The following is a 23174-nucleotide window of genomic DNA, read 5'->3' on the forward strand; positions in this document are numbered from 1 at the left end:
TCGAAATGACCGACACACCGTTGAGCAAGGCTGAGTTCGAAGCCGCCCTGCGCGCCAAGGGCGCCTTCTACCATATCCATCACCCCTACCATGTGGCGATGTACGAAGGCCGCGCCAGCCGTGAGCAGATCCAGGGCTGGGTCGCCAATCGCTTCTACTATCAAGTGAATATCCCGCTGAAAGACGCGGCGATCCTGGCCAACTGCCCAGACCGTGAAATCCGTCGCGAATGGATCCAGCGCCTGCTCGACCACGACGGCGCGCCCGGTGAAGACGGCGGTATCGAAGCCTGGCTGCGCCTGGGCCAGGCTGTGGGCCTGGACCCCGACCAACTGCGCTCCCAAGAGTTGGTGCTGCCCGGCGTACGCTTCGCCGTGGACGCCTATGTCAACTTCGCCCGCCGCGCCAGCTGGCAGGAAGCCGCCAGCAGCTCGCTGACCGAGCTGTTCGCGCCGCAAATCCACCAGTCGCGCCTCGATAGTTGGCCGCAGCACTACCCGTGGATCGACCCGGCCGGTTACGAGTACTTCCGCACCCGCCTGGGCCAGGCCCGGCGCGATGTGGAACACGGCTTGGCGATCACCCTGCAGCACTACACCACCCGCGAGGGGCAGGAGCGCATGCTGGACATTCTCCAGTTCAAACTGGACATCCTCTGGAGCATGCTGGACGCCATGAGCATGGCCTACGAACTCAAACGCCCGCCGTATCACAGCGTGACCGAACAGCGGGTATGGCATAAAGGGATTACCCTATGAGCTTTGATCGCAGCAAAAAACCGACCTGGCGCCAGGGCTATCGCTACCAGTACGAGCCTGCACAGAAAGGCCACGTGTTGCTCTACCCCGAAGGCATGATCAAGCTCAACGACAGCGCCGCATTGATCGGCGGCCTGATCGACGGCGAGCGCGACGTGGCGGCCATCATTGCCGAGCTGGACAAGCAGTTCCCCGGCGTACCGGAGCTGGGTGACGACATCGAGCAATTCATGGAGGTCGCCCGTGCTGAGCACTGGATCACCCTTGCCTGAAAAGCCAGCCATCGGCCTACCGCTGTGGCTGCTGGCCGAGCTGACCTATCGCTGCCCGTTGCAGTGCCCGTATTGCTCCAACCCGCTGGATTTCGCCGAGCAGGGCAAGGAGTTGAGCACCGAACAATGGATCAAGGTATTTCGCGAAGCCCGTGAAATGGGTGCTGCGCAGCTGGGGTTTTCCGGCGGTGAGCCGCTGGTGCGCCAGGACTTGGCCGAACTGATCGGCGAGGCTCGCAAGCTGGGTTTCTACACCAACCTGATCACCTCTGGCATCGGCCTCACCGAACAAAAAATCAGCGACTTCAAGAAAGCCGGCCTGGACCATATCCAGATCAGCTTCCAGGCCAGTGACGAACAGGTGAACAACCTGCTGGCCGGCTCCAAAAAAGCCTTCGCGCAAAAACTGGAAATGGCCCGAGCCGTGAAAGCCCACGGCTACCCGATGGTGCTGAACTTCGTCACCCATCGGCACAATATCGACAAGATCGACCGCATCATCGAGCTGTGCATTGCGCTGGAAGCAGATTTCGTCGAGCTCGCCACTTGCCAGTTCTACGGCTGGGCACAGCTCAATCGCGTGGGTTTGCTGCCCACACGCGAGCAGTTGGTGCGCGCCGAACGCATCACCAATGAGTACCGCGCCAAGCTGGAAGCCGAAGGCCACCCGTGCAAGCTGATCTTCGTGACACCGGATTATTACGAGGAGCGCCCCAAAGCGTGCATGAACGGCTGGGGCAGCATCTTCCTGACAGTCACACCCGACGGCACCGCCCTGCCTTGTCACGGCGCAAGGCAAATGCCCGTGCAGTTTCCCAATGTGCGCGACCACAGCATGCAGCACATCTGGTACGACTCGTTTGGCTTCAATCGCTTTCGTGGCTACGACTGGATGCCCGAGCCGTGCCGATCATGCGACGAAAAAGAAAAGGATTTCGGCGGCTGCCGTTGCCAGGCCTTCATGCTCACCGGTGACGCCAGCAACGCCGACCCGGTATGCAGCAAATCCGAGCAGCACGGCATCATCCTTCAGGCGCGGGAAGAAGCCGAACAGGCCACCCAGACCATCGAGCAACTGGCCTTTCGCAATGAGCGCAACTCAAGGCTCATTGCAAAAGGCTGAACGCCTCAACGCTTGGCGATGATGTACACCGCGTGGATGATGCCCGGGAAGTAACCGCACAGGGTCAGCAGGATATTCAGCCAGAAGGCACCGCCGAAACCTACTTGTAGGAACACACCCAATGGCGGCAGCAGAATGGCGATGATGATACGAATGATGTCCATGGGTCAGCTCCAGAAAATCGGCTCGTGTGAGCCGTGTAGCTAATCGACCTTGGCGGTTCGTGAGGGTTCAGTGGATTCTGGCATTGGGCCATCTCAGGCCAGAATCTGCAGGCCATGCTTTTGCACGATGCTCAATAATTTGAGCGCCATGCCGCTAGGCCGTTTCTCTCCCGACTCCCATTTTTTGACGGTGGACGCGCTGGTGTTCAGGTAGCGGGCGAACACAGGTTGGCTGACATGGCTGCTTTCACGTAGTTGCTTGATCTGTTCGGCAGGTATTTGGTCTGGCATGGATAAGCACGCCTCATCATATTCTCGCAGAGTGGTTTTGCTGATGGCGCCGACAGCATGAAGTGCCTTGGCTGACTGGTGAATGGACTCAAACGCCTCGCTTTTATACTTCTTGGTCATGATGTATCTCCACAAACTCCTTGAGATCCAGCATTTGCTGAATCTGTGCTTCGTTTAACCTTTCATAAGTTTTGGCCAGTGATCGAAACCAAACAAGTTCGCTCTGCGTAATGTTGCCTTGATCCTTCTTCGCGAACAGCAACTGATAAACCCAATAGTGCCTACCCTTGGCCAATATGATTGAACGATGTCGATTTTGATTGAGGCGTTTTTTCCAGACACCACCGCCCAGATTATCTGCCTGCCCCCTCAGCATTTCGCCAAACGCCTCCCTCAACTCCGAATCGCAGATCCAGGCTTTGTTGGCCGCCTCGGCAAATCGCCGTGTTTTAAACAACCTGAGCTTCATGGAGGTCCCTTCCCAAAAACATACCACCCAGTGGTATAGATTAAAAGTCGAGCACGCTGTGCCCCATCGGCGGTCCTTGCCGACGTCCGCTAAGAAACCACTGTTCCCAGGGAGGCTCAATCAACGTTTTCACACCAGAAATTACCCAGACAAAAAAACGCCCCCAGCCAAAAGAATCAGGCTGGAGGCGCCGCGTATGCCGCGAGACGGTTCAGGAAACTGGGGTCAAACGGCGATGCCCTTGCGGCATTGCACTTGAGCGGTGCGCACCCGAGAAAAGGCGCGGGCAAGCCGCAGCAGCATTTCGTCGATGTGGGTTTTGCTGATGTTCAGCGCAGGGGTAAAGCGCAGGCAGTCAGGTTGTGAGGCAGTGAGAATCAGGCCTTCGTGCAGCGCGGCCTTGACCACTGCTGCGGCGCAATCGTCCGACAGTGTCAGGCCCCAAAGCAGCCCGTTGCCGCGCAAGGGCCCATGGTCGTAACGGTAGGCCAGCCGGGCAAGGCCTTCTGCCAGGTACAAGCCAGATTCACGTAGGTGCTCGAGAAAGCCGTTCTCCAATAGAGCGTCGAGTACGGCGATACCCGCAGATGCCATCAGTGCATTGCCGTGATGTGTACCGTCCAGCTCGCCCGGTTCGAAGCAACAGGCATTACCACGCGCCACCAGCGCCGCCAAGGGCACACCGCCGCCCAGGCCTTTGCCCAGGGCAATGATGTCGGCGCGCACGCCGTATTGCTGTTCGGCGAGCAGGCTGCCGCAGCGGCCGATACCGGTTTGCACTTCGTCGAAGATCAGCAGGATCCCGAGCTCACGACACAGGCGTTCGACGCCTTTGAGGTAATGTTCTGTCGCAGGGACGACACCGCCGCCGCTTTGTATCGGCTCCAGCATGATGGCGACGGTCTGCGCATCGACCGCTGCATGCAGGGCCGGCAGATCGTTAAACGGCACCTGGCTGAAACCTGGCAGCTGCGGTTCGAACCGGTTTTCGCAGGCCATGGCCGACGCCGACATCGCCCCAAGGCTCCGGCCGTGGCAGCCATTGCTTACCGTGAGGATGTGGTAAGCGCCGCCACGATGCAGCTGGCCCCACTTGCGTGCCAACTTGATGGCCGCTTCACAGGCTTCGGCACCCGTGTTGAGCAAGTAGGCCTGATCACTGCCGGTGTGGTGGCACAGACGGTCGACGAGGTCCAGTTGCGCGCGGTTGTGCAAACCCAGGCCAGGGTTGATCACGGTGTGCATCTGTTCGGCAATGGCGTCGCGCACGGCCTGAGGACTGTGGCCCAGGCTGTTGGCGCCGCCGCCTTGACTGAAATCCAGATAGGCGCGGTCGTCAGCGTCCGAAAGCCAGGAGCCCTGCCCCTGCACAAACACCTGGGGCGGGCGCGCCACAGTGGGCATCAGGCACTGGCTGGAAACCTCTGCACGCGGGGCATGCACAAGCAGGTCATCCAGACTCGGCGCGAAGCGACGGAACAAGTTCACACTTCACCTCCGTTGGCAACCTGACCTTGGTCGATGCCGCCTGCCAATAAGGCCTTCAGATTTTTTGCGTTGCCTATGTAAACGCTATCAACAAAAACGCTGTTCATTGTCCGATCCGGCCCTGTAAGCCCTGCGAATAGGCGCTAGACTAGGCGCCTCGGGGGCCAGCGGCCATTTCGATTTTCCAGCTTTTTCGATAAGCAAACCTTATGGATTTCAAGCAGCTGCGTTATTTCGTCGCGGTGTATGAGGAAGGCCATGTAGGCCGTGCCGCGGAGCGTCTGTCGATCTCCCAGCCAGCGTTGTCGCAACAGATTCGCCAACTGGAACAGAACCTTGATGTAAGTCTGTTCGAACGTAGCAGCAAGCGTCTGCTGCCAACGCTGGCGGCGCACACTTTATACAACCACGCGTTGCCGCTCATTGATGGGATGCAGCAAGCCGTGGAGGCACTGCGCAACTTCAAGGGCCAGGCCATGCGCACCCTGGCCATCGGCGTGCTGCAAACCGTGCACACCAGCCTGGTACCGCAGATGCTTGAGCGCGTGCGCAAGGCCCAGCCCCATCTGGTGGTGCAGATCTACGAGCTGACCGGGCTTGAGATTGAGCGGCGGTTGCTCAATGGCTCACTCGATATCGGCATCAGCTACCTGCCACCCCGTCAGCCGGGCCTGCACGGCGTGTTGCTGTATGAAGACGAGCTGAAGGTGGTGATACCCGAAGATCATCCGTTGCGCGAGTTCAAGAAAGTCTCGCTCAAACAAGCCGCCGAATTACCGATGTTGCTGCTGGGGGAAGAGTTTCAGGTTCGGCAGATCTGGCAAGGCCAACTGTCCAACCTCGGGCGGCGTCCGCAAGTGCAGGCGGAACTCAATACCATGGTGGGCATTCTCGACAGCCTGCCTCACACCCGTTTGGCGACCGTGCTGCCTGGGCGGTCCCAGGATGAACACAACAGCAAGGCGCTGCTGTGGAAACCCTTGAGCGAGCCCAGGGTACCGCTGAAAGTAGGATTGGTATGCCGCGATGTGCAACGCCAGCAGGCGACGGTGGCGTTGCTGCGCACCCTGCTGGAAGACGTGATGAATGCCCCGTCGACAACCGCCTGACTTTTTCGCGGGCAAAAGAAAACCCCGCCGAAGCGGGGCTTTGCAGACTGTTTCCCTGACATCCATTTCACTCCGCCGTCCTGGCAGAATCCTACGTGTCCGTGTTGTTGCTTTGCGCTTCCTGCGCGACGTCCATGTGAAGTAGATTAGCCGTGGATCCAATGTGGCGATAGAGGACGATTAGCAGCACGTCATGTAAGAGAATGCTTACACGCCCTCCTCGCCCTTAAAACAGGGCTTCATCCATCAGGAACAGTGATTCGCTGCCGGCTTTTACCGATGCACTCAACGAGTGGATACGCGGCAACAGTCGGGCAAAGTAGAAACGCGCAGTTCCCAGTTTGCTGGCGTAGAAATCCTCTTCGCCTTCTTTGCCCAACGCCGCCTTGGCCATGCGCGCCCACATATAGGCATAGGCCATGTAGCCGAACGCATGCAGGTATTCCACCGAGGCCGCACCGATTTCATTGGCATTGCTCTTGGCGCGGTCCAGCACCCAGGCCGTCAACTCATCCAGGTTATCCACTGCCGCACTTAGCGGTTTGGTGAATTCGGCCAACTCAGGGCCCGATGCGGCGATGAACTGGCGGATCTCATCAGCGAACAAGGTATAGAACGCACCGCCGCTGCCAACGATCTTGCGGCCCATCAGATCCAGGGCCTGAATGCCGTTGGTGCCTTCGTAGATCTGAGTGATGCGCACGTCACGCACCAATTGCTCCTGGCCCCACTCGCGGATGTAACCGTGGCCACCAAACACCTGCTGGCCAAGTACGGTGGTTTCCAGGCCCAGGTCGGTGAGGAACGCCTTGGCCACCGGCGTCAGCAACGCCACCAGGTTATCGGCACGCTCGCGCGCCTGGGCATCGTCGCTGAACTTGGCGATGTCCAACTGCGTCGCCACGTAGGTGGAGAACGCCCGGCCGCCTTCGTTCGCCGCCTTCATGGTCAGCAACATGCGGCGGACATCCGGATGCACGATGATCGGGTCTGCCGGCTTGTCCTTGGCCTGCGCGCCCAGCGGGGAACGGCTCTGCAGACGGTCGCGGGCATATTCAATCGCGTTCTGATAGGACCGCTCACCAGAAGCCAAGCCCTGGATACCGACGCCCAGGCGCTCATAGTTCATCATGGTGAACATCGCAGCCAAGCCACGGTTGGGCTCACCGACCAGGTAACCCACGGCTTCGTCGAAGTTCATCACACAGGTAGCGGAGGCCTGGATGCCCATCTTGTGTTCAATGGAGCCGCAATTCACCGGGTTACGCGCGCCCAGGCTGCCATCGGCATTTACCAGGAACTTCGGCACCAGGAACAGCGAGATGCCCTTGGGCCCGGCCGGTGCGTCCGGCAGTTTGGCCAGCACCAGGTGGATGATATTTTCGGTGAGGTCGTGCTCGCCACCGGTGATGAAGATCTTGGTGCCGCTGACCTTGTAGGAGCCGTCCGCCTGAGGCTCGGCCTTGGTGCGGATCATGCCCAGGTCGGTACCGGCATGGGCTTCCGTCAGGCACATGGAACCGGCCCACTCACCGGAATACATCTTCGGCAGGTAGGTGGCCTTGAGTTCTTCACTGGCGTGGGTGTTGATCGATACACAGGCACCGGAGGTCAACATCGGGTACAGGCCGAAAGCCAGGCTCGACGAGTTGATCATCTCTTCAACCTGCGCCGACACCGCCTTGGGCATGCCCATGCCGCCGTAGGTCGGGTCGCCGCCCACGCCTACCCAGCCGCCTTCGGCGTAGGTGCTGTAGGCCTGGGGAAAACCGTCGGGAGTCGTCACGGCGCCGTCCGCCCAGTGGCAGCCTTGCTCATCGCCGCCGCGGCTGAGCGGGGCAATGGATTTGGCGGTGACTTTGCCGGCCTCTTCCAGGATCGCTTCGACGGTTTCGGCGTCAACGCTGTCTGCCAATGCCGGTAACTGGGCCCAAGTATCAGCGACCTCAAAAACTTCGTTGAGGACGAAGCGCATATCACGCAACGGCGCTTTGTAATCAGCCATGGCAAACCTCGTGAGAACGTGAAAAGTAATTCGATAGGATCGGTTTTACAGACCCCGAGTGTACCCGAACAACTTTTCAGACACATAGGGTCAGTTCATGACCGCTAAGTATTTATAAGTCACATAAACTCATTGTGGGAGCGGCCTTGGTCGCGAATGCGGCGTGCCAGTCGGTACATCTTTGACTGGATCAGCGCATTCGCGGGCAAGCCCGCTCCCACATTTTGCCCCGAGCAATCAGTGACCTCTAAAGTGCAAAGGCCTGCGCCGGTAAGCTCATCAGGCATTCGCTCCCCGCCTCCACCGCAGCACGGTGCATGGACGTACGCGGCAACAAGCGCTTGAAATAAAAGTCGCAGGTCGCAAGCTTCGCCTGGGCGAACCCTTCGTCATCCTGCGCGTGCGCCGCGATCGCCATGCGCAGCCACAGGTAGGCAAGGATGATGTAACCGCTGTACATCAGGTAATCCATCGCCGCCGCGCCCACTTCGTCAGGGTTTTTCATCGCTGCCGTGCCGACCTTCAGGGTCAGTTCGCCCCATTGCTGGTTCAGTTCATTGAGTTGCGCCACATGGGCCTTGAGTTGCGCATGCTCGGCATTGGCCGCGCAGAACTTATGCACAATCTTGGTAAACCCACGCAGCAACTTGCCCTGGCTGCCCAGGACCTTGCGCCCAAGCAGGTCGAGGGCCTGGATGCCGTTGGTGCCTTCATAGATCGGCGCAATCCGTGCGTCACGGGCCAGTTGCTCCATGCCCCACTCTCGAATATAGCCATGGCCACCGAATACCTGCATGCCGTGGTTGGTCACCTCCAGGCCGGTTTCGGTCATGAAGGCTTTACAGATCGGCGTGAGGAAGGCTAACAGGTCCTCGGCTTCCTGGCGTTGGCCAGCGTCGCTGCCCAGGTGCGCGGTATCGAGCAGTTGCGCGGTGAAATAGGTCAACGCGCGGTTGCCCTCGTTGAATGCTTTCATGGTCAGCAGCATGCGGCGTACATCGGCGTGCACGATGATCGGGTCGGCAGCTTTCTGCGGAGCCTTGGCGCCGGTGAGCGAACGCATTTGCAGGCGGTCGTTGGCATATTTGATCGCGCCCTGGAAGCTCGCCTCGCCGTTGCACAGGCCCTGCATGCCGGTGCCCAGGCGTGCGTGGTTCATCATGGTGAACATGCAGTTGAGGCCCTTGTTCGCCTCGCCAATCAAATAGCCTTTGGCGCCATCGAAGTTCAACACGCAGGTGGCCGAGGCCTTGATGCCCATCTTGTGTTCGATGGAGCCGCAGTGCACCGCATTGCGCTCGCCGGAGTCGGCATGGAACTTGGCCACGATAAACAACGAAATGCCCTTGGTGCCCGCCGGCGCATCCGGCAGTTTGGCCAGCACCAGGTGGATGATATTGGCGCTCATGTCGTGCTCGCCGGCCGAGATGAAGATCTTGCTGCCGGTGACCGCGTAACTGCCGTCTGCCTGCGGTACGGCGCGGGTCTTGATCAAGCCCAGGTCGGTGCCGCAGTGGGCTTCGGTCAGGCACATGGTGCCGGTCCATTCGCCGGCGGTGAGTTTGCTCAGGTAAGTGGCTTTCTGTTCGTCGGTGCCGTGGGCGTGGATGGCGGACATGGCACCGTGGGTCAGGCCAGGGTACATGCCCCAGGAGGTGTTGCTGGAACCGATCATCTCGCTCAGCACCAGGCCCAGGGAATGGGGCAGGCCCTGGCCACCGTAGGCTGGGTCTGCCGCCACGCCGTGCCAGCCGCCTTCCACATACTGGGCAAAGGCTTGCTTGAAGCCTTTGGGCGTGGTCACCACGCCATTATCGAAATGGCAGCCCTCTTCATCGCCGCTGCGATTGAGCGGCGCGAGTACGTTTTCGCAGAACCTGGCGCCTTCTTCGAGGATCGCACTGACCATGTCCGGGCTGGCATCCGTGGCGCCCAGGGCCGCGTAGTGGCCGTGGAAATCGAATACGTTGTCGATCAGAAAGCGCATGTCGCGCAGGGGAGCTTTGTACTCAGGCATGGCAATGTCTCCGGCAGCAGATAGGGTTAACCTACTGCCGGCCATGGCCGTGGACAATCACTGTAGCGCTGCTGAATACAGCGCCATTACTCAACCGGCAGCGCTCTCCATGCGCACCGCGCCACGGCGGGTTTGCCCGGCTGCGACCACACAGTTACGCCCCGCGCCCTTGGCGGTGTAAAGCGCCTGGTCGGCGGATTTGAGCACCTCGTCGGGGCTGCGTTGCTCGGCCTGGCGCTCGGCCACGCCGATGCTTACCGTCACCGACACACTGGACGCGCCGCTGCCCGCACGGCGCTGGCGGCCTTGATGATCGTCCTGGGGGCGGTCCGGGTTGCGCAACTTGATGTCGTAGCTGGCGATGATCTCGCGGATCTCCTCCAGGTGCGGCATGCACTCATCCAGGGTCTTGCCGGCAAACACCACGGCAAACTCTTCACCGCCGTAACGGTAGGCCCGCCCGCCTCCATTGACCTTGGACAACTTACTCGCCACCAGGCGCAGCACCTGGTCGCCCACGTCGTGGCCGTGGGTGTCATTGAAACGCTTGAAGTGATCGACGTCGCTCATCGCCAGCACATAGTTGCGACCTAGCCGCTGCATGCGCTCGTTGAGGGCACGGCGCCCCGGCAAGCCGGTGAGTTCATCACGGAACGCCATTTGATACGCCTCGTGCGCCACGCCCGCAGCGATCATCAGCATCACTTGGCTGCACATGATGTTGAGGGTGAACGGCAGGATGAAAGTTTGCGGCAACATCCAGAACATGCCCAGCAGCCCCACCAGTTGTGCGGCGTGCAGCGGGCGCGGCTGGTACCAGTATTGAGCGGCCAGGGTGAGAAAGCCGATCAGGAACATTGGGTACGAGAGTTGGATCAGGCTCATCCAGGCGCCATGCAGCATCGGCCAACGGATCTCCGCTAGCCAGCCCAGCAAGGCCTGGGGGAAGCTTTGTTCCAGGGCCAGCGCCACACTGCCCACCGCCAGCAGCACCGCGCAGCGGGCGACGAAGTCACGAAACAGATGGGTTTTTTCCTGCCACAGCGCATAAATGCTGAACAGCAAGGGCAACAGCAGGCAACACAGGTGGAACACCACCGCAGCGTCTTCACGCACGCGGCCATTGTCGCGGTAGAAGTCGGTCTGGGTGTCCAGCAGGAAATAGGCGACGTACACCGTGACCATCAGGAACAGTTCACGTTGGCGTCGATACACCGCGCAGTAAGCGCCACCGAGCAGCAGAACCAGGGTGGGCAGTACGTTGAACAGCGAGGTGAAGAAGACGCTGAGGTCCTTGACGTACGCAGCCGAGAGCCCGGCCAGCAACAGCAGCAGCGACGGTAGGAAATGGCTGAAACGTACAGCGGACACGCGTGACAAGGGTAAAACTCCGACCCGCAAACAAATAATGGCGCTGTGCTTCTAGGCGGTCAGTTAAGCACAACCGACCGGGCATGTATCACATTGCCATCACTGTAACGGCAGCTCATCGCAATCCCTGAGTGCATTGCTGTGGTTTTTTAGACTCGCGCCTACACACGTACAAAAAAACCGCCGCGTCCCGAAGGAGGCGGCGGTTTTCAGAAGGATCCGGTAAGGCTTAGTAAGCCAGGCCGAAATCTTCTTCTTTCATGTCCATCAGGTTGTTGGCGCCCGACAGCATGGTTGCCACGTGGGTGCGGGTACGCGGCAGGATGCGCTGGAAGTAGAAGCGCGCAGTCTGCAACTTGGCGGTGTAGAACGCCTCTTCGCTGGTGCCGGCGGCCAGTTTCTCGGCGGCCAGGCGTGCCATGTCGGCCCAGAAGTAAGCCAGGCAGGCGTAGCCGGAGTACATCAGGTAGTCCACCGAGGCAGCACCGACTTCTTCACGGTCTTTCATCGCGGCCATGCCGACCTTCATGGTCAACTCGCCCCACTCTTTGTTCAGTGCCGCCAGCGGTGCAACGAATTCTTTAACCGCGTCGTTACCTTCGTTGGCCTGGCAGAACTTGTGCACGATCTTGGTGAAGCCCTTGAGCGCTTCGCCTTGGGTCATCAGCACTTTACGGCCGAGCAGGTCCAGCGCCTGGATGCCGGTGGTGCCTTCGTACAGCATAGAAATGCGGCTGTCGCGAACGTTCTGCTCCATGCCCCACTCAGCGATAAAGCCGTGGCCACCGTAGATCTGCACGCCGTGGTTGGCCGATTCAAAACCGACTTCGGTCATGAACGCCTTGGCGATCGGGGTCATGAAGGCCAGCAGGGCATCTGCCTGTTTCTTGGCTTCGTCGTCGGTACCGTACTTGACGATGTCCACTTGCTTGGCAGTGAAGTACACCATCGCACGGTTACCTTCGGCGAAGGCTTTCATGGTCAGCAGCATGCGGCGTACGTCAGGGTGCACGATGATCGGGTCAGCAGCTTTATCTGGCGCTTTCGGGCCGGTCAGGGAGCGCATTTGCAGGCGATCACGCGCATATTTCAAGCCGCCCTGGAAGCCGATCTCGGCGTGAGCCAGGCCTTGCAGCGCGGTGCCCAGGCGAGCGGTGTTCATAAAGGTGAACATGCAGTTCAGGCCTTTGTTCGCCGGGCCGATCAGGAAACCGGTGGCCGCGTCGAAGTTCATCACGCAGGTGGCGTTGCCGTGGATGCCCATCTTGTGTTCCAGGGAACCACAGGTGACCGCGTTGCGCTCGCCCACCGAGCCATCGGCGTTGGGCAGGAACTTGGGCACGATAAACAGCGAGATGCCTTTGGTGCCAGCCGGTGCATCCGGCAGGCGGGCCAGTACGATGTGGACGATGTTGTCGGCCATGTCGTGTTCACCGGCCGAGATGAAGATCTTGGTACCGGAGACTTTGTAGGAACCGTCAGCCTGAGGCTCGGCCTTGGTGCGCAGCATGCCCAGGTCGGTGCCGCAGTGTGGCTCGGTCAGGCACATGGTGCCGGTCCATTCGCCCGACACCAGCTTGGTCAGGTAAGCGTCTTGCTGCTCGGGAGTGCCGTGCTCGGAAATGGTATTCATCGCGCCATGGGACAGGCCAGGGTACATGCCCCACGACCAGTTGGCCTCGCCGACCATTTCACTCACAGCCAGGCCCAGGGATTCCGGCAGGCCTTGGCCACCGTGCTCCACGTCGTGGGCCAGGCTTGGCCAGCCGCCTTCGACGAATTGTTTGTAGGCCTCTTTGAAACCCGCAGGGGTCTTAACGCCTGACTCACTCCAGGTACACCCTTCGATGTCGCCCACGCGGTTCAACGGTGCCAGTACTTGCTCACAGAACTTGGCGCCTTCTTCGAGGATGGCGTCGACCATGTCCGGGGTAGCGTCCTGGCAAGCCGGCAGGCTCTGATAGTGCGCTTCATAACCGAGCAGTTCGTCACGAACGAAGCGAATATCACGCAAGGGGGCCTTGTAGTCAGGCATAGCGATAAACCTCTGCTGATGTAACTGGGATGAACAACCGCGTGGATTTGTTATGGCGGTCAAACAGGTGTTTGAAACATACGTTTACCACCCAGGGTTGTCAAGCGTCGGCCAGATGCCGTTTGTCTTGACGCGGGTCAGCCAGGCACGGCGAGGCCTGCGGCGGGATGCCTCATGATTTAAGGAAAGCAGAATGTCGCGGAACGACTGTGGGAGCTGGCTTGCCTGCGATGCAGACGCCAGGGTGTATCTATCAGGCAGTATGCGTTGATGCTATCGCAGGCAAGCCAGCTCCCACAGAGAGGAGCGGGCAAGCGATAGAGAAGTTAAGCGTAGGTATCGATCAAGGTACCGAGCATTTCGTCCGAAGCCTTGGCGACTTTCGCCCCCAGCTCGACTTGAAACTTGCCCTGGGCCATTTCCACCATGTTGCTCGCCGAATTGGACGCTTGGGCGCGGTCATTGGCTTGCAGACGGTCGCTTTGCGCGGCCGATGGCTGGGTGGTTCCGGCGCTGGCAATCTTGCCGGCCGCCTGGTCGACACGGTTCTGCCCGGTCTGAATAGTGCTCAGGCCCGAATAAAACGCGCTGCTTCCAGAGATGTCCATGGCGTAAGCCTGCCTTTAGAGAATCGTGAAGCCCGATTGAACCAGACATCCTGGCAAAAGGCCCGTCAAAAACACTAATGGCATATTGCCTTAGCGATAGCCAAAATCAGTCAAGCAGATCCAGCTCCAAGTACTCGGCCACCGCGGCAGCCCCGGCATGCTTGAGTTTAGGCACTCGCCCCAGGCAAGGCGCGGGCAGGCGCTCAGCCAGGGTGGCGAGGTTTTCTTCCAGACGAGAGGTCTTGGGGTCGATGATATTTGCCACCCAGCCCACCAGCGGCAAGCCATCCCGTGCGATGGCTTCGGCGGTGAGCAACGCGTGGCTGATGCACCCAAGGCGCACGCCTACCACCAAGATCACCGGCAGCTTGAGCGCCATGGCCAGGTCCGACAGGTTGGCCTGGTCGGCCAAGGGCACGCGCCAACCGCCTGCCCCTTCGATCAAGGTGAAGTCCGCGCCCCGTGCCAGGATCTGCTGCATCGGCTTGAGCAGCGATTGCACCGTGAGCCCGACGCCCGCCTCGCGCGCTGCCAGATGCGGCGCGATAGCTGGCTCGAAGGCCACCGGGTTGACCTCGGCATAACTGAGCGGCACGGAACACTCGGCCAGCAACGCCAACGCATCGGCATTGCGCAGGCCCTGGGCCGTCAGTTGGCAGCCCGACGCCACCGGCTTTCCGGCGGCCGTGCTTTTGCCGCAAAGCCTGGCCGCATGCAACAGGCCGGCGGCGATGGTGGTCTTGCCAACATCGGTGTCTGTACCGGTGATGAAGTAAGCGGCGCTCATAACGGTTTCTCCAGTACGGCATACACCACCTGGTACGTGGCGGGCAGGCCCTGGGCCTGGCGGAACTGCTCGTAGGCCTCTACCAGCGCGACAATCCGCGCACGGCCCGTCAACCCTCCCGGGCGGCCTGGGTTGAGGTTATGGGCGCCCAGTGCCTTGAGTTCATGGGTCAGGCTGCGCACATCCGGGTAATGCAACACATGGGGCTTTCGCTCCAGGCTGATCACGCGCAAACCACTGGCCGCACACAGTTGCTGATAAGCCTCGAAGGTGCGGAAGCGATTGACGTGGACCAGGCCATCCGCCGCCCGCCAACTCTCGCGCAACTCATCCAGGGTGCCTACGCACAGGCTGGCAAAGGCCAGCACGCCACCTGGTCGCAGCACACGCGTGGCTTCACTGAGTACCGCATCAAAATGGGCACACCACTGCACCGCGAGGCTGGAGAAGAACAGCTCGAAGCTGTCAGCTGCAAGCGGCAAGCGTTCTGCATCGCCGGCTATAAAGTGCGCAGCGCCACCCAGCGGACGCGCGTGGTTGAGCATGCCCTCGGCAATGTCCAACGCCACACCTTGGCTGCCGGGCAAACGCTTGCCCAATACGCGGCTGAAGTAACCCGTGCCACAGCCCATGTCCAGCCAACGCTGGGGCACCAGGCCGTGCGGCAAGCGGCTGAGCAGTTCATGCCCGACCGCACGCTGCAACTCGGCCACGCTGTCGTAACTGGCCGCCGCACGGGAGAACGAGGCTGCGACCTGGCGCTTGTCCGGCAAGCCCCCAGGCAAGGGCGGGTGGGATAGGTCAGTCATCGACACACTCATGCAAAAAAGCCTGGATAGCCCCGGCCACTCCGTGAGGGTCTTCCAGAAGAAACGCGTGACCGGCCTGTTCAATCAGGCCGATTTCTACATCGGGGAGCAAGGCCAGCAGATCACTGGCGGCTTCGGCAGGCACCAACCCGTCCAGGCCGGCAAACAGGTGCAACTGCGGCCCGCGAAAAGCCTGCAAGGCCGCCCGCGTATCCAGTTGGGCCAGCAGCTCCAGGCCGGGCATCAAGACGCTGGGGGAGGTATTCGGCGCACCGCTGACCAACAACCGCGACAAGCCGCGCGGGTCTTCGGCACCCTTGGCGCACAACAGGCCAAAACGCTTGAGCGTGACCTGGGAGTCGGCGTGGCAGCCGGCCAGAAATGCATCGAAGGTTTCAGCAGGCATCCCATGGGGCCAGCCGTCATGGGCGACGAAACACGGGTTGCTCGCCAGGGTCAGCAAGCCGCAGCACCGCTCGCCACGGCGCGCCGCCAACTCGGACGCGAGCATGCCGCCCAGCGACCAGCCCCCGAGCCAGGCATTGTCCGGCAGCGTCGCATCGAGTTCATCGAGCCACTCACCGAGTTCGCTGGCTTGCAGCGCCGGCAAGGGTTCGATCTGTACCTGCAAATGCTCGTTCAGGCCGTGCAGCGCAGCGGCCAACGGCTCCAGCGGGGACACACCCAGGCCCCAGCCCGGTAGCAATATCAGTCGATTACGCATGGCCGGGCTCCGAGGCGTCTAACAAGCGAAAACACGCTTGCAACCCATCTAACAATAGCTGCACCTGCGCCTCGCTGTGGGCCGCCGTCAATGTCACCCGTAGACGGGCACTGCCGGCGGGCACGGTCGGTGGGCGAATGGCAGTCACCATCAAGCCACGCTCGCGCAGCATCTGCGACAGGCGCAGTGCCCGGGCGCTGTCGCCAATCAGGATCGGTTGGATCGGCGTAAAGCTGTCCATCAAGCCCAGGCCGATCTGCTCGGCGCCATGACGGAACTGGCGGATCAACGCGTTGAGGTGCTCGCGTCGCCAATGTTCGCTGCGCAGCAGTTCCAGGCTTTTGAGGGTGGCGCAGGCCAGTGCCGGTGGTTGGCTGGTGGTGTAGATATACGGGCGGGCGAATTGGATCAGGCTCTCGATCAAGTCCTCACTGCCGGCCACGAAGGCCCCGGCGGTGCCGAACGCTTTGCCCAAGGTGCCAACCAGCACGGGCACGTCGTCCTGGCTCAAGCCGAAATGCTCGACGATACCGCCGCCATTGGCGCCCAGCGGGCCGAAGCCATGGGCGTCATCCACCATCAGCCAGGCACCTTTGGCCCGGGTTTCACGGGCCAGCGCGGGCAGGTCGGCGAGGTCGCCATCCATGCTGAACACACCGTCGGTGACCACCAAGGTATTGCCGGTGGCTTTCTCCAGGCGCTTGGCCAGGCTGCCTGCGTCGTTATGCAGGTAGCGGTTGAAACGCGCACCGGACAGCAAACCAGCATCCAGCAAGGACGCGTGGTTAAGCCGGTCTTCCAATACCGTATCGCCCTGCCCCACCAGCGCCGTGACCGCGCCAAGGTTGGCCATGTAGCCGGTGGTGAACAGCAAGGCACGCGGGCGACCGGTCAAGTCAGCCAGACCTTCTTCCAGCTCATGGTGCGGTGTGGCGTGGCCCACCACCAAATGCGAAGCGCCACCGCCCACGCCCCAGCGGGACGCACCGGCGCGCCAGGCTTCGATCACTTGCGGGTGATTGGCAAGGCCCAGGTAATCGTTATTGCAGAAGGCCAACAACGGTTGCCCGTCCACCACCACATGCGGGCCTTGGGGGCTCTGCAGCAAGGGGCGCTGGCGGTAAAGATGGTCGGCACGGCGAACAGCGAGGCGCGCGGCGAGATCGAAAGACATGCTGGCCTCGATTTAACAGGTTCAACTCAATCCACTGGAGGAGCTGGAATGCATTCCAAAGGTGGTTACACCACAGCGTTGTAGAACTGCTCGCTGCTCTTTTGCTCCACCAACGCCTGCTCGATCGCCGCCTGGTGCACTTCATCGGCATGCTCTTCACGGGCTTCGGGCAGGATGCCCAGGCGTGCGAACAGTTGCATGTCCTTGTCAGCCTGGGGGTTAGCGGTGGTCAGCAGTTTGTCGCCGTAGAAGATCGAGTTGGCGCCGGCAAAAAACGCCAGGGCCTGCATCTGCTCGTTCATGGCTTCGCGGCCGGCCGACAGGCGCACATGGGACTGCGGCATCAGGATGCGCGCCACCGCCAGCATACGGATGAAATCGAAGGGGTCGATGTCATCGGCGTTTTCCAACGGCGTGCCCGCTACCTTCACCAGCATGTTGATCGGCACCGACTCCGGATGCTCCGGCAGGTTGGCCAGTTGGATCAGCAAGTTGGCACGGTCGTCGAGGGACTCGCCCATGCCGAGGATACCGCCCGAGCAGATCTTCATCCCCGAATCACGCACATAGGCCAGGGTTTGCAGGCGCTCGCTGTAGGTGCGGGTGGTGATGATCGAGCCGTAGAACTCCGGCGAGGTGTCGAGGTTGTGGTTGTAGTAGTCAAGGCCGGCCTGGGCCAGGGCTTCGGTCTGGTCCTGGTCGAGGCGACCGAGGGTCATGCAGGTTTCCAGGCCCATGGCCTTCACGCCTTTGACCATTTCCAGCACGTAGGGCATGTCTTTGGCCGACGGATGTTTCCATGCCGCACCCATGCAGAAACGCGTCGAACCGATGGCCTTGGCACGAGCGGCCTCCTCGAGGACCTTCTGCACCTCCATCAACTTCTCTTTTTCCAGGCCAGTGTTGTAGTGGCCCGACTGCGGACAATATTTGCAATCTTCCGGGCAGGCGCCGGTCTTGATCGACAGCAGGGTCGAGACCTGCACGCGGTTGGCGTCGAAATGCGCGCGGTGCACGGTCTGCGCCTGGAACAACAGGTCGTTGAAGGGCTGCACGAACAGGGCTTTGACTTCAGCTAAAGACCAATCGTGACGCAGGGTGGCAGAGGTGCTGGCGCTCATGGGCGATTCCTTGATTATGCTTTGGCAAGCGCTGTGGGAACGGCAATATCCACAGGCACGACACGGATGCTCGGCATATTTAAGGAAGATTCATGCACTGTCAACCTGAGCACAAACACCAAGTTTACATCTGGTTAAAAAGCATACAGGCCTGTTTGATTTGCGATGAGTGCACCGACTCGGCCGAGGACGTGTGCAACGCCTGCGAAACAGAATTGCCATGGCTGATGGAACAATGCGAGCGCTGCGCACTGCCCTTGCCCATGGATGGGTTGATCTGCGGCCAGTGCCAAAAACAGCCTCCGGCCTTTCACCAAGTGATCGCGCCATGGACCTATAGCTTTCCAGTGGACACCCTGATCAGCCGCTTCAAGCATCAGGCGCGTTGGCCGCTGGGGCATCTGTTGGCGCGCCTGCTGGGGCAGCATTTGCAGCATCGCTTCGATAACGCCGAACTGGAGCGCCCCGACTGCCTGCTGCCCGTGCCCATGGCGCGTAAACGCCTGCGCGAACGCGGCTTCAATCAAGCGTTGATGCTGGCCCGCTGGCTCAGTCACGCCCTTGACATTCCCTTTGATGAATACGCGCTATTACGCCCCCATGAAACCGTGGCGCAGCAAGACCTCGATGCCAAGACCCGCAAACGCAACCTGCTCAACGCCTTCGCACTGGCCCCCGGCATTCAGGTTGCCGGGCAACATCTGGCGCTGGTAGACGACGTCCTCACCACCGGCGCCACCGCCCACAGCCTGGCGCGCTTGTTGATAAACGCCGGCGCGCGCCAGGTGGACGTGTATTGCCTGGCCCGTACGCCCAAACCCGGCAGCTGACTTGACTCCCCTGCGCCAGCGCGGCAACGTCGGCGCATCTCACCCAAGCGTATCTGCCATGTCTGTGCCCAGCCCTCTCAGCCAACACATCATCCGCCGCCCCCAGCGTATTGCCTTGCTGGGGCATATCGCCGAGCAGGGCTCCATCACCCGTGCGGCCAAGAGTGCCGGGTTGAGTTACAAGGCCGCCTGGGACGCCATTGATGAGCTGAACAACCTGGCGCAAAAACCGCTGGTGCAACGCAGCGTCGGTGGCAAGGGCGGTGGCGGCGCCAAACTGACGCAGGAAGGGGAACGGGTCCTGCGCCTTTATCAGCGCCTGCAACTGCTTCAGGCCGAGATCCTTGGCTCGGACGAAGCGGCCAGCGACTTCAACCTGCTGGGCCGCTTGATGCTGCGCACCAGCGCGCGCAACCAATTGCACGGCCAGGTCAGCACCATAGAGAGCCATGGCCACAACGACATGATCCGCCTGCAATTGGCCGGCGGCCTGCACCTCGACGCACAGATCACCCACGACAGCACCCTGCGCCTGGAACTGCAGACCGGCGTGGAAGTAGTGGCCCTGATCAAGGCCGGGTGGCTTGAATTACTGGTGGACGGGCAAGCTGAAACACTTGGACACAATTGCCTGGAAGGCAGGATCGAGACCATTCTCGCCGCCGAAGACGGCCCCAGCGAGGTGCGTATTGCCCTGCCCAACGGCCAAGTGTTGTGCGCGCTGGCGCCGCCCGTCGCGCTCAAGGCCATTGATGCAGTGCAGGGCCAGCAGATCCGCGTGCAGTTTGCACCCAGCCATGTATTGCTTGGCACCCCGGTGTAACGGGCGCGCGTCTTCAAGCTGCAACAATTCGGTCACAAGCGCTGCTTAAGGTGTCTGCAAAAACCTTAAGGAGCCTGTGATGAGCCTATTAGAAGAAAACCAAGCCACCGACCTTGAACAGATGGTGGGCCTGACCCGCCGTCGCTTTATCGGCGCAGGCGCCCTGTGCGGCGCCGCGATGTTCCTCGGCGGCAACCTGCTGAGCCGCAGCGCCCTGGCCGTGAATGCCGCTACCGCCAGCCCGTTGCTGGGGTTCACCAGCATCGCCGCCGCCACCAGCGACACCATCACCCTGCCACCGGGCTACAGTGCTTCGGTGTTGATCAGTTGGGGCCAGCCCCTGCACAAGAACGCCCCGGCTTTCGACCCGTCCGGCCATGGCACCGCCAAGGCTCAGGAACAACAGTTCGGCGACAACAACGACGGCATGAGCCTGTTTCCATTCCCCGGTGACGACAACCGCGCGCTGATGGCGATCAACAACGAATACACCAACTATCGCTACCTCTACGCCCACGGCGGCGCGCCACAATCGGCCGAAGACGTGCGCAAGGCCCTGGCCAGCGAAGGCGTGTCGGTGATCGAAGTACGCCGCAAGGGCGACACCTGGCAATTCGTCCAGGATTCACGCTACAACCGGCGCATCCACGGCAATTCGCCGATCCGTTTGAGTGGCCCTGCCGCCGGCCATGACTGGCTGAAAACCACCGCCGACAAGACCGGCAAAAAAGTCCTCGGCACGTTCCAGAACTGCGCCAACGGCAAGACCCCGTGGGGCACCTACCTGACCTGCGAAGAAAACTTCACCGACTGCTTCGGCAGCAGCAACCCGCAGCAAACCTTCGACGCAGGGCAGAAGCGCTACGGCGTGGTGGCCGCGAGCAAGGACATCAACTGGCATCAGCACGACCCGCGCTTTGATATGGCCAAGAACCCCAACGAACTCAATCGCCATGGTTGGGTGGTGGAAATCGACCCGTTCGATCCGCAATCCACCCCGGTAAAACGCACGGCCTTGGGCCGCTTCAAGCACGAGAACGCGGCCCTCGCCGAAACCCGTGACGGCCGCGCCGTGGTGTACATGGGCGACGATGAACGCGGTGAATTCATCTACAAGTTCGTCAGCCGCGATCAGATCAACCACAACAACCCGAAGGCCAACAAAGACCTGCTCGACCACGGCACCTTGTACGTGGCGATCTTCGACGCGGGCGACGGCAACGCCGACCATCCCAAGGGCAAAGGCCAGTGGGTCGAACTCACCCATGGCAAAAACGGCATTGACGCCAGCAGCGGTTTCGCTAACCAGGCCGAGGTGCTGATTCATGCGCGCCTGGCCGCCAGCGTGGTGAAAGCCACACGCATGGACCGCCCGGAATGGATCGTGGTCAGCCCTACCGATGGCCAGGTCTATTGCACCCTGACCAACAACGCCAAGCGCGGCGAAGAGGGCCAGCCGGTGGGCGGCCCCAACCCACGGGAGAAAAACGTCTACGGCCAGATCCTGCGCTGGAAAGCCGACGCCGATAACCACGGTGCCACGGACTTCACCTGGGACCTGTTCGTGGTGGCCGGCAACCCCGGCGTGCATGCCGGTAACCCCAAGGGCGGCTCGTCCAACATCAACCCGCAAAACATGTTCAACAGCCCCGACGGCCTGGGCTTCGACAAAGCCGGGCGCCTGTGGATCCTGACCGATGGCGACTACAGCAACGCCGGCGACTTTGCGGGCATGGGCAATAACCAGATGCTGTGCGCCGACCCGAGCACGGGTGAAATCCGTCGCTTCATGGTGGGGCCGGTGGCGTGTGAAGTGACGGGGATCAGCTTTTCGCCGGACCAGAAAACCTTGTTCGTGGGCATTCAGCACCCAGGGGAAACCGGTGGTTCGACCTGGCCGGAACACCTGCCCAATGGCAAACCCCGGTCTTCGGTGATGGCGATTCGGCGGGATGATGGCGGGATCGTAGGCGCCTGATAGACCGCTATCGCAGGCAAGCCAGCACCCACATTTCGATGTGTAAATACATGCCACTGTGGGAGCTGGCTTGCCTGCGAAGGCGTCCGCACAACCACCGGCTATCTATGCTGTTACCATACCCGGCCGGACGCGGCGCCCTGCTGCGCGCAGGAGTTCGCATGGCCCACCCGTTTGAAACACTCACCCCAGACCTGGTGCTCGACGCCGTCGAAAGCATCGGTTTCCTCAGCGACGCGCGGGTTCTGGCGCTCAACAGCTACGAAAACCGCGTGTACCAAGTGGGCATCGAAGACGCCGAACCGCTGATCGCCAAGTTCTATCGCCCCCAGCGCTGGACCAACGAGGCGATCCTGGAAGAACACCGCTTCACCTTCGAACTGGCCGAGTGCGATGTACCGGTGGTCGCCCCCTTGGTCCACAACGGCGAGAGCCTGTTCGAACATGCAGGTTTCCGCTTCACCCTGTTCCCCCGCCGTGGCGGCCGGGCGCCGGAGCCAGGCAACCTCGATCAGCTTTACCGGCTCGGGCAACTGCTGGGGCGTTTGCACGCGGTGGGCTCCACCCGCCCGTTCGAACACCGCGAAGCCCTGGGGGTGAAGAATTTCGGTCACGACTCCCTCACCACCTTGCTTGAAGGCAACTTCATTCCCAAAAGCCTGTTGCCGGCCTACGAGTCCGTGGCCCGCGACCTGCTCAAGCGTGTGGAAGAGGTTTACAAGGCCACGCCGCACAAGAACATCCGTATGCACGGTGACTGCCACCCCGGCAACATGATGTGCCGCGACGAGATGTTCCATATCGTCGACCTGGATGACTGCCGCATGGGCCCAGCGGTGCAAGACCTGTGGATGATGCTGGCTGGTGACCGCCAGGAATGCCTCGGCCAGCTCTCGGAGCTGATGGACGGCTATCAGGAATTCCACGACTTCGACCCGCGCGAACTGGCGCTGATCGAGCCGCTGCGCGCCCTGCGCTTGATGCACTACAGTGCCTGGCTCGCACGACGCTGGGACGACCCGGCGTTTCCCCATAGCTTTCCGTGGTTTGGCAGCGAACGGTATTGGGGTGACCAGGTGCTGGCGTTGCGCGAGCAACTGTCGGCGCTCAATGAAGAACCGCTGAAGCTCTTCTGACCTGGCCCTGCCTCCTGTGGGAGCTGGCTGTCCATGCTCGCCCCCACGCTCTGCGTGGGCGCGCATCCTGTGACGCTCCGCG

Annotated in this window: 22 protein-coding genes; 8 read left to right on the forward strand and 14 right to left on the reverse strand. The window is 61.2% G+C overall.

Annotated elements, in window-relative coordinates:
* Positions 1-5: 5 nt before the first annotated feature.
* The 3 genes from pqqC to pqqE are packed head-to-tail and all read left to right on the forward strand — an operon-like array spanning position 6 to position 2153.
* Positions 6-758: a pyrroloquinoline-quinone synthase PqqC gene (pqqC, locus tag AB9N64_RS15120; protein ID WP_019817401.1), complete on the forward strand. Its 753-nt coding sequence runs from the start codon at positions 6-8 to the stop codon at positions 756-758.
* Complete coding sequence (gene pqqD / locus AB9N64_RS15125; protein ID WP_003194772.1) at positions 755-1030, forward strand: pyrroloquinoline quinone biosynthesis peptide chaperone PqqD; 276 nt, start codon at positions 755-757, stop codon at positions 1028-1030. The genes pqqC and pqqD overlap by 4 nt, the downstream gene beginning before the upstream one ends.
* Positions 1023-2153 (forward strand): pyrroloquinoline quinone biosynthesis protein PqqE, encoded by a 1131-nt coding sequence (pqqE, locus tag AB9N64_RS15130; RefSeq protein ID WP_019817403.1) that lies wholly within the window; start codon positions 1023-1025, stop codon positions 2151-2153. Before pqqD ends, pqqE begins: the two co-directional genes overlap by 8 nt.
* Before the next feature lie 5 nt (positions 2154-2158).
* On the opposite strand, the gene AB9N64_RS15135 is transcribed toward pqqE, so the two are convergent.
* The 4 genes from AB9N64_RS15135 to AB9N64_RS15150 all read right to left on the reverse strand — a co-directional run bounded on the left by AB9N64_RS15135 (position 2159) and on the right by AB9N64_RS15150 (position 4565).
* Entirely contained in the window at positions 2159-2317 is a 159-nt protein-coding gene (locus tag AB9N64_RS15135; protein WP_003194776.1) for a YqaE/Pmp3 family membrane protein, read from the reverse strand.
* A 93-nt stretch (positions 2318-2410) separates the two neighbouring features.
* Positions 2411-2728 carry a DNA-binding transcriptional regulator gene (locus AB9N64_RS15140; RefSeq protein ID WP_014720197.1) on the reverse strand — a complete coding sequence of 106 codons (318 nt, stop codon included), beginning with the start codon at positions 2726-2728 and terminating at the stop codon, positions 2411-2413.
* Positions 2712-3077 carry a type II toxin-antitoxin system RelE/ParE family toxin gene (locus AB9N64_RS15145; protein ID WP_014720198.1) on the reverse strand — a complete coding sequence of 122 codons (366 nt, stop codon included), beginning with the start codon at positions 3075-3077 and terminating at the stop codon, positions 2712-2714. Before AB9N64_RS15145 ends, AB9N64_RS15140 begins: the two co-directional genes overlap by 17 nt.
* Positions 3078-3302: 225 nt before the next feature.
* Positions 3303-4565 carry an aspartate aminotransferase family protein gene (locus AB9N64_RS15150; RefSeq protein WP_014720199.1) on the reverse strand — a complete coding sequence of 421 codons (1263 nt, stop codon included), beginning with the start codon at positions 4563-4565 and terminating at the stop codon, positions 3303-3305.
* 209 nt (positions 4566-4774) lie between these two features.
* On the opposite strand from AB9N64_RS15150, the gene AB9N64_RS15155 reads away from it, so the two are divergent.
* Positions 4775-5674, forward strand: coding sequence for a LysR family transcriptional regulator (locus tag AB9N64_RS15155; protein WP_014720200.1), 900 nt, complete (start codon positions 4775-4777; stop codon positions 5672-5674).
* A 226-nt stretch (positions 5675-5900) separates the two neighbouring features.
* On the opposite strand, the gene AB9N64_RS15160 is transcribed toward AB9N64_RS15155, so the two are convergent.
* The 10 genes from AB9N64_RS15160 to bioB form a co-directional block, all read right to left on the reverse strand.
* Complete coding sequence (locus AB9N64_RS15160; protein ID WP_069868798.1) at positions 5901-7679, reverse strand: acyl-CoA dehydrogenase C-terminal domain-containing protein; 1779 nt, start codon at positions 7677-7679, stop codon at positions 5901-5903.
* Positions 7680-7926: 247 nt separating this feature from the next.
* Positions 7927-9696, reverse strand: coding sequence for an acyl-CoA dehydrogenase C-terminal domain-containing protein (locus tag AB9N64_RS15165; RefSeq protein WP_371359502.1), 1770 nt, complete (start codon positions 9694-9696; stop codon positions 7927-7929).
* 90 nt (positions 9697-9786) lie between these two features.
* A complete protein-coding gene (locus AB9N64_RS15170) occupies positions 9787-11076 on the reverse strand; it encodes a diguanylate cyclase (protein ID WP_014720203.1) in 1290 nt (429 codons plus the stop codon).
* Between the two features lie 220 nt (positions 11077-11296).
* The gene (locus AB9N64_RS15175; RefSeq protein ID WP_014720204.1) at positions 11297-13102 is read right to left on the reverse strand and encodes a phenylacyl-CoA dehydrogenase; all 1806 of its coding nucleotides are present in this window, start codon (positions 13100-13102) and stop codon (positions 11297-11299) included.
* A gap of 326 nt (positions 13103-13428) precedes the next feature.
* Positions 13429-13710, reverse strand: coding sequence for a hypothetical protein (locus AB9N64_RS15180; RefSeq protein WP_003194792.1), 282 nt, complete (start codon positions 13708-13710; stop codon positions 13429-13431).
* A gap of 106 nt (positions 13711-13816) precedes the next feature.
* On the reverse strand, positions 13817-14497 hold the full coding sequence (bioD, locus tag AB9N64_RS15185) for a dethiobiotin synthase (RefSeq protein ID WP_371359503.1): 681 nt from the start codon (positions 14495-14497) through the stop codon (positions 13817-13819).
* Positions 14494-15306, reverse strand: coding sequence for a malonyl-ACP O-methyltransferase BioC (gene bioC / locus AB9N64_RS15190; RefSeq protein WP_014720206.1), 813 nt, complete (start codon positions 15304-15306; stop codon positions 14494-14496). Before bioC ends, bioD begins: the two co-directional genes overlap by 4 nt.
* Complete coding sequence (locus tag AB9N64_RS15195) at positions 15299-16030, reverse strand: alpha/beta fold hydrolase (protein ID WP_014720207.1); 732 nt, start codon at positions 16028-16030, stop codon at positions 15299-15301. The genes bioC and AB9N64_RS15195 overlap by 8 nt, the downstream gene beginning before the upstream one ends.
* Positions 16023-17204, reverse strand: coding sequence for an 8-amino-7-oxononanoate synthase (gene bioF / locus AB9N64_RS15200; protein ID WP_020302160.1), 1182 nt, complete (start codon positions 17202-17204; stop codon positions 16023-16025). Before bioF ends, AB9N64_RS15195 begins: the two co-directional genes overlap by 8 nt.
* Positions 17205-17269: 65 nt before the next feature.
* On the reverse strand, positions 17270-18325 hold the full coding sequence (gene bioB, locus AB9N64_RS15205) for a biotin synthase BioB (protein ID WP_014720209.1): 1056 nt from the start codon (positions 18323-18325) through the stop codon (positions 17270-17272).
* Positions 18326-18417: 92 nt separating this feature from the next.
* Here bioB and AB9N64_RS15210 point away from each other — a divergent pair, with 92 nt between their 5' ends.
* The 4 genes from AB9N64_RS15210 to AB9N64_RS15225 all read left to right on the forward strand — a co-directional run bounded on the left by AB9N64_RS15210 (position 18418) and on the right by AB9N64_RS15225 (position 23092).
* Positions 18418-19155 (forward strand): ComF family protein, encoded by a 738-nt coding sequence (locus AB9N64_RS15210; RefSeq protein ID WP_371359504.1) that lies wholly within the window; start codon positions 18418-18420, stop codon positions 19153-19155.
* 58 nt (positions 19156-19213) lie between these two features.
* Positions 19214-19978, forward strand: a complete 765-nt coding sequence (locus AB9N64_RS15215) for a TOBE domain-containing protein (RefSeq protein ID WP_371359505.1) — start codon at positions 19214-19216, stop codon at positions 19976-19978.
* Between the two features lie 79 nt (positions 19979-20057).
* Positions 20058-21956, forward strand: coding sequence for a PhoX family phosphatase (locus AB9N64_RS15220; RefSeq protein WP_371359506.1), 1899 nt, complete (start codon positions 20058-20060; stop codon positions 21954-21956).
* A 161-nt stretch (positions 21957-22117) separates the two neighbouring features.
* Positions 22118-23092 carry a serine/threonine protein kinase gene (locus AB9N64_RS15225; protein WP_003194811.1) on the forward strand — a complete coding sequence of 325 codons (975 nt, stop codon included), beginning with the start codon at positions 22118-22120 and terminating at the stop codon, positions 23090-23092.
* Positions 23093-23174: the final 82 nt, after the last annotated feature.

Origin of the sequence: Pseudomonas sp. KT_2_4 (assembly GCF_041410225.1) — a bacterium.
Classification (GTDB): Bacteria; Pseudomonadota; Gammaproteobacteria; order Pseudomonadales; family Pseudomonadaceae; genus Aquipseudomonas; species Aquipseudomonas paracarnis.